Origin of the sequence: Actinoplanes sp. NPDC048791 (genome assembly GCF_040650095.1) — a bacterium.
Taxonomy (GTDB): domain Bacteria; phylum Actinomycetota; class Actinomycetes; order Mycobacteriales; family Micromonosporaceae; genus Actinoplanes.
Map to the genome: position 1 here is coordinate 1 of NZ_JBEZGQ010000525.1, position 5,911 is coordinate 5,911.

General features: G+C 69.3%; 9 protein-coding genes and 1 riboswitch. Of the genes, 3 read left to right on the forward strand and 6 right to left on the reverse strand.

Annotated features, from left to right (window positions below; all coding sequences use genetic code 11):
* The coding region (locus AB0C29_RS29945; RefSeq protein ID WP_360827027.1) for an SDR family oxidoreductase at positions 1 to 411 on the reverse strand (411 nt) is incomplete at its 3' end.
* Positions 412 to 960: 549 nt separating this feature from the next.
* Between AB0C29_RS29945 and AB0C29_RS29950 the strand changes: the two genes are divergently transcribed.
* The gene (locus tag AB0C29_RS29950; protein WP_041840672.1) at positions 961 to 1,962 is read left to right on the forward strand and encodes an RNA polymerase sigma factor RpoD/SigA; all 1,002 of its coding nucleotides are present in this window, start codon (positions 961 to 963) and stop codon (positions 1,960 to 1,962) included.
* Positions 1,963 to 2,046: 84 nt separating this feature from the next.
* Here AB0C29_RS29950 and AB0C29_RS29955 read toward each other — a convergent pair whose 3' ends face one another.
* The 3 genes from AB0C29_RS29955 to AB0C29_RS29965 form a co-directional block, all read right to left on the reverse strand.
* Complete coding sequence (locus AB0C29_RS29955) at positions 2,047 to 2,973, reverse strand: NlpC/P60 family protein (RefSeq protein ID WP_360827030.1); 927 nt, start codon at positions 2,971 to 2,973, stop codon at positions 2,047 to 2,049.
* 47 nt (positions 2,974 to 3,020) lie between these two features.
* Positions 3,021 to 3,155: riboswitch (cyclic di-AMP (ydaO/yuaA leader) on the reverse strand.
* Between the two features lie 209 nt (positions 3,156 to 3,364).
* Positions 3,365 to 3,691 carry a DUF3817 domain-containing protein gene (locus AB0C29_RS29960; protein ID WP_360827033.1) on the reverse strand — a complete coding sequence of 109 codons (327 nt, stop codon included), beginning with the start codon at positions 3,689 to 3,691 and terminating at the stop codon, positions 3,365 to 3,367.
* A gap of 34 nt (positions 3,692 to 3,725) precedes the next feature.
* On the reverse strand, positions 3,726 to 4,172 hold the full coding sequence (locus tag AB0C29_RS29965) for a hypothetical protein (RefSeq protein WP_360554975.1): 447 nt from the start codon (positions 4,170 to 4,172) through the stop codon (positions 3,726 to 3,728).
* 89 nt (positions 4,173 to 4,261) lie between these two features.
* Here AB0C29_RS29965 and AB0C29_RS29970 point away from each other — a divergent pair, with 89 nt between their 5' ends.
* A complete protein-coding gene (locus tag AB0C29_RS29970) occupies positions 4,262 to 4,519 on the forward strand; it encodes a DUF6158 family protein (RefSeq protein WP_360827036.1) in 258 nt (85 codons plus the stop codon).
* A gap of 19 nt (positions 4,520 to 4,538) precedes the next feature.
* The gene (locus AB0C29_RS29975; protein ID WP_360827042.1) at positions 4,539 to 5,105 is read left to right on the forward strand and encodes a DUF1360 domain-containing protein; all 567 of its coding nucleotides are present in this window, start codon (positions 4,539 to 4,541) and stop codon (positions 5,103 to 5,105) included.
* Between the two features lie 63 nt (positions 5,106 to 5,168).
* Here the strand turns inward: AB0C29_RS29975 and AB0C29_RS29980 are convergent, their stop codons facing one another.
* Positions 5,169 to 5,351, reverse strand: coding sequence for a hypothetical protein (locus AB0C29_RS29980; protein WP_360827039.1), 183 nt, complete (start codon positions 5,349 to 5,351; stop codon positions 5,169 to 5,171).
* Between the two features lie 46 nt (positions 5,352 to 5,397).
* Positions 5,398 to 5,595 carry a hypothetical protein gene (locus tag AB0C29_RS29985; protein ID WP_360554969.1) on the reverse strand — a complete coding sequence of 66 codons (198 nt, stop codon included), beginning with the start codon at positions 5,593 to 5,595 and terminating at the stop codon, positions 5,398 to 5,400.
* Positions 5,596 to 5,911: the final 316 nt, after the last annotated feature.

Genomic DNA, 5,911 nt, shown 5'->3' on the forward strand with positions numbered 1-5,911 from the left:
CGGGGCGACGGCCGCGCGCGACGAGACGCACACCACCGAGCCGCCGCCGGCCGCCACCAGGTGGGGCAGTGCGGCCGCGGTCACCAGGTACGTCGGGCGCAGGTTGGACCGCAGGATCGCCTCGAAGTCCTCGATCGGCGTCTCGTGCACAGGCCCGCCGCCGGCATATCCACCGGCCAGGTTCACCACCGCGCGCAGGGGCGCACCGGGCTCAGCGGTCGCGACGGCCACCGCGTCGGCGACGGCCTCGGGGTCGGTCAGCTCAGCCGTGACCGAGAACACACCCTTGGGCAACCGCTCGGCGCCCGCCCGGACCGGGGCGACGACGCGCCAGCCCTGATCGCGCAGCACCTCTAGGACGGCCCCGCCGAGCCCGCCCGCTCCACCCGTAACCAGCACACTGCGCTCCATACCGAGAACCGTAACGGTGTGTTTCGCATCACTGCCGCCGGGACTCGGTGGAACGGCCGGGGCGGCCCGCCGAACGGCCGTCATTCCCGGGAGGGTCACCCGTACGGGCGAGTGAACTGGGGCTTGTCGTGCCGCATCGTGGCAGGTGGTCCCGTTCGCGGTCGGCGACGGGAGCTTTTGCCGTGGCGTTTGGGTCAAGCCGGACGGCAACCTGTCGATGCTGGACGTGAACCCAATCGGCTACCAGCCCGTACTGGGTAGTGATGAGCATCGCAGCGGAATCCGTGATGCCCGTCGCTGTGACGAAGAGGGGCCGATGGTGTCATGAAGCGGGCACAGGGTATGCGTCTCATCACGCATCCACCGGCGGGTGCTGCTCCGAATACCTCTGCAGGAGCCCTCTTCAGTAAGTATGCACGCGGCTCTCAGCTGATGCTCAGACACTCGTGACACTTTCGACTCACCAGCCGGAATCAGCGCAGGGCGCCAACTGTTCAGGTATGTGTCAGCACCGCAATGCATGAACTGCGGACGTTACGGGGAGGGCTGATGGACGCAGGTATTGCCCGTAACAGGGTTAGTGAAGGCAATGAGGGGACCGTGGGCAACGTGGAGAAGAACACCGTGATGAGGACCGACCAGGTCGCCGAGGAGCGCGACCTCGTCGGAGTCTACCTGCACGAAATCTCCCGGACGCCGCTGCTGGATGCTGCCAGGGAGGTCGACCTCTCCAAGGCAATCGAGGCCGGCCTCTACGCCGAGCACCTGCTCGACACCGGCGAGGTCCGTCGCGGCGTGAGCCGGGAAGAGCTGGAGCGGCTGGTCACCGAGGGCAAGCGGGCGAAGGATCTCTTCATTCGCGCCAACCTGCGACTGGTCGTGTCGATCGCCCGCCGTTACGTGCGCTCGGGCATGCCGATGCTCGACCTCATCCAGGAGGGCAACACCGGCCTCGTGCGCGCCGTCGAGAAGTTCGACTACGAGCGTGGCTACAAGTTCTCGACCTACGCGACGTGGTGGGTCCGCCAGGCCATCAGCCGGGCCATCGCCCAGCAGGAGCGCACCGTGCGCCTGCCCGTGCACCTGGTCGAGGACGTCAACCGGATGCGCAACGTCACCCGTCAGCTCGTCCGCGAGCTCGGCGCCGACCCGGAGCCCGCGCAGGTCGCCGCGGCGCTGGGCGTGACGGTGGAGCGCGTCACCGAGCTGACCCGCTGGGCCCAGGACACCGTGTCCCTGGACACCCCGGTGGGCGACGACGGCGACACCAACCTCGGCGACCTGGTCGCCGACAGCGACGCGCCGTCGCCCGAGGAGATCGTCCTGACCGCGCTGGAGCGTCAGCGCATCGAGGGACTGCTGAACCACCTCGACGACCGGTCGGCGGGCATCATGCGCGCCCGGTACGGCCTCGAGGACGGTCGCGAGCACTCGCTGACCGAGGTGGCGTCGCGGTTTTCGCTCTCCCGGGAGCGCATCCGCCAGCTGGAGATCCAGGCGCTCGGCCGGCTGCGTGAGCTGGCCCGGGCCGAGGGCCTGCAGGCCGCGTAAGGCAGACCGCCAGTACGGCGAAAGGCCGGTGACCCCCGCGGGGACACCGGCCTTTTCTCGTGCCTGCTACTCGGGTGACCCGGCTCAGGTGACCCGGCCGTAGCCGTTCGGGGTCATGATGTCGATCGTGCGCTTCTTGACGGGCTGGCCCGCGCGGGAGGCGTCGATGATCTGGCCACCGCCGACATAGATGCCGACGTGTCCGTTGCTGCGGTAGAAGACCAGGTCGCCCGGCTTGAGCTCGGACCGTGAGATCCGTGTCGTGGCGCTGTACTGAGCGGCGGCGTTGTGCGGCAGCGACTTGCCGGCGGCCCGCCACGCGGCGGAGGTCAGGCCCGAGCAGTCGTAACCGTCCGGTCCGTCCGCGCCGTAGTCGTACATCACGCCGAGGGCGTTGTAGGCGAAGGTGACAGCCTTACCGGCGGAGCCCGCGATGGACGGGATGTTGCCGGTGTACTTGCTGGACTTCTCCGTGGGCGAGCCGTAGGCGGCGGTGCGCATCGCGTACAGCTTCTTGAGGTCGCCCTCGATCTTCTTCTTGCGCGCGTTGAGGGCCTTGGCCTCGGCTTCCTGCTTCTTCTGGGTCGCCTTGAGGGCGGCCTGGCGCTCGGCGAAGTTCTCCGTCGTCGCGCGGTACTCCGCGATGTCGCGGCCGCGGCTGCGGGAGATCTGCTCGAGGATGCTCATCCGGTCCATGAGGTTGTCCGCGCCCTCGAGCACGACGTTCATGGTGCCGATGTTGCCCGTCTTGTACGCCGACGCCGCGATCGCGTCCATCTGCGAGCCGGCGGCCTCCAGGGCGGCCTTGGCCGGGCCCAGCGACGCGGCCAGCTTCTTTTCCTGGTCCTTGGTCTGCTTGAGGCTGATGTTCATCTTGTTGTACGACTCGACGACGTCCTCGAGCTGATCGGACGCCTTGTCGATCTTCTTCGTCAGCTCACTCGTCGACGGTTCCGCGTGTGCGGCGGTCGCGGTGGTGCCGGTGATCGCGATCGCCAGGGCGGCAACCACCAGCGCACGGAGCCTCGTGCGGGCGTGTGGCAACGGTTTGTGGCCTTTCTTCCGCTCGGGCCGCCTACCGGGTTAGCTGACGGGTTCGGGGCGGGAAGAAGGCCCCTACCGCTCGCGCGGATTCACCCCGGTGCTGCTTCGGTTGGTTCCCCGGTTCGTCGTGGCGGAGGCGGTGACCGTGGGGGATCTGGTCGCCGTTTCCGCCGGCGAGGATTCGGCGGCGTTGGCCGGCGCCACCGAGGGTGTGGCTGCGGACCGGACCAACCGCATTAACTTATCGGCGCGCGGCATTAACACAAGAGCCCGTAGAGTGACTTGCGCCAATGATCACAAATAAGAGAATGATCCCGATAACGGCGGGCAACAAATCCGTTCCGCAGCGTTACTTTTTCTACTCTGCCATGACCGGCGGGGAAGTGCGTGCGGCCGGGACCCACTTGTGGGAGACGACCCGTTCGGCCCAGAAGGAGAAGAACGGGATCGTGCCGGCCAGCATCACCAGCAGCATCCGGCCCAGCGGCCAGTGCGCCCGGCGGCTCAGGTCGAAGGCGGCGACCAGGTAGACCATGTACAGGAAGCCGTGGATCGGGCCGATCGCGGCCACCACGGTGTCGTTGTCACCCAGGTACTTCAGCGGCATGCCGACCAGCACGAGCGCGATCAGGACCACGCCGACGATCCAGGCGATGATCCGGTAGCGGGTGAGGGCTCCCTGCACGGTGCACGTCCTTCTTGAACTCGACGGTCTGAACTCAGCCGGCGCTGGCGCGGCGGCCGGGATAGTCGCTCGGCCGGGCTCCGGGGTGGGCGGCCAGCCAGCTGAGGTAGTCGTTGTAGGCGGCCAGCTCGGGATCGTCGTCGGCCGGCGCCACCTGCGCCACCGGCACGCGGACCGGGCGGCGCACGGTCACCGGGGCATCCTGGCGCGGCACGGGCGGCTGCTCCGGTTGTGGCTCAGCCTCCGCGGGCCCGTCCTGCTCGGCGGCGCGGGCGGCGCGGCGCTCCTGCTGGACCTCGCGGAACCAGATGAACACCACGAAGAGGGCGAACACCGGCCATTCGAAGGTGTAGCCCCAGCTGAGCGAGTTGCCACCGGTGGCCCGGCTGAACTGCCACCAGCCCAGGGCCAGGAAGCCGGCCACGAGCACGAGCGCCAGGATGTGGCGCGCGATCCACGCGGGGGTCCACAGCCCTTTCATGTCCCTCAGCGTACCGGCGGGTTTGGCGGCAGGGCGCACGGGCAACCGTTGCAGCAAGTACTTCAGCGACCGAGGAAGGGAGCGCCGTCATGACCGACGCCCGGCTCGACTCCGCCGGCGACGAGACCGTCGTCTCCGAGAACGGCATCGACCCCGCGGGGCTGGCCGACGACGATCTGTTCCGTGAGCTGGCCAGCCTGCACCGCACCCGGCTGCAGACGTTGCGGCACGGGCCCGACGCCGCCCTGGCCAACCACCTGCGGCGGACCGAGGAGCTGGAGAACGCGTACCTGTCCCGGTACCCGGGCCGTGAGGTCGATCCGGGCCGGCTCACCCAGGACTTCTGAGAGGACCCCGGACTTCATGATCTCCTCGGTACGCGGCCGGCTGAACCGGCTGCGGCGGGACTACGCACCCCACGAGCACCGGCCGCTGGACGGCTACGTCGCCACGATGGGGGCGTTCGGATTGCTCGCCGGCAGTCTGGCCGCCGCCGCCAAGCTGACCGCGAAGCCCGTACCGGACCGGCCGGCCACCGCCGACATCGTGTTGATCTCCATCGCGACGCACAAGCTGAGCCGGCTGATCGCCAAGGACGCGATCACCAGCCCGCTGCGCGCGCCGTTCACCCGCTATGCGGAGCCGGGCGGCAGCGGCGAGATCAACGAAGAGGTACGCGACCAGGGCAGCTCCCTGCGCCACTCCGTCGGTGAGCTGGTCAGCTGCCCGTTCTGCCTGGCGGTGTGGGTGGCCACCGGGCTCACCAGCGGTCTGGTCTTCGCGCCCCGGCTGACCCGGCTGGCGGCCACGGTCTTCACCGCCACGGCCGCCTCCGACTTCCTGCAGATGGCGTACTCCCTGGCCAAGGAGGCCGCGGAGGGTGACCGGCAGAGCGACGAGGACGACCGGCCGGCGCTGGCCCAGGCGGCCTGACCCCGGCACGAGAAAGCCCCCGGTCGCTCGACCGGGGGCTTACCGCTGTGCTGGGTGACGCGGTCAGGGCGGGCCCTCTCGCTCCAGGCCGGACCAGCCGCGCGAGCTTTCTTCCTCGCCCTTCTCGCCCTCGATGACCTCCCGGTCCACCGCGGTGTCGGAGTGCTCGCCGGCGAAGTCGCTGTCGCCGTCCGGTACGGCCTCCTCGTCGCCGAAGGCCGGCAGGCGTTCGTTCTGCTGGGTCATCTCGCTCCTTGGTCGGGCATCGAGGTCGTCGGGGCTTCGACGGGGATCAGGTGTCCAGCGCCCGCAGCGCCTCGGCCGCCTCGTCCTGGGCGTACTCGCCCTCGGGCAGCGCGTCGATGCGGGTCAGGGCGGTGGCGGGCAGGTCGGCGGCGATGGCCCCGCGCTGCAGGTCGGCGCTGCTGAGCCGTTCCTGCCCGGTGAAAGCCTCGTCGAGGTAGTCGTCCAGCACCTTCAAGTCACTCACGCTGCTTCGTCTACCCGGGGGGCAGGTCGTCAAACGGTGTGGCCTGAGTCACAACCACTACCGGAATCGGCGGGCCCGGCCGACGGTTGGATCAGATGTCGGTGTGATCAGTGTCCCCGGGCCTCACCCTTTGCCTTCGCGGATTACCGTTCGGCTGGAGCCGCGTTGAGCCTTTCGCCGAGAGGCGACCTGCACACCGACATCTGCGATCGCGCCGCTCCCGGTCCGCCGGGAGCGGGGCATTTTGGATCGGGGGCCAGGGCCCCGCGGCCGGGCGCGGGGGGGCCTCGGTAATTTTGGGGGTTAGGGTGCCCGC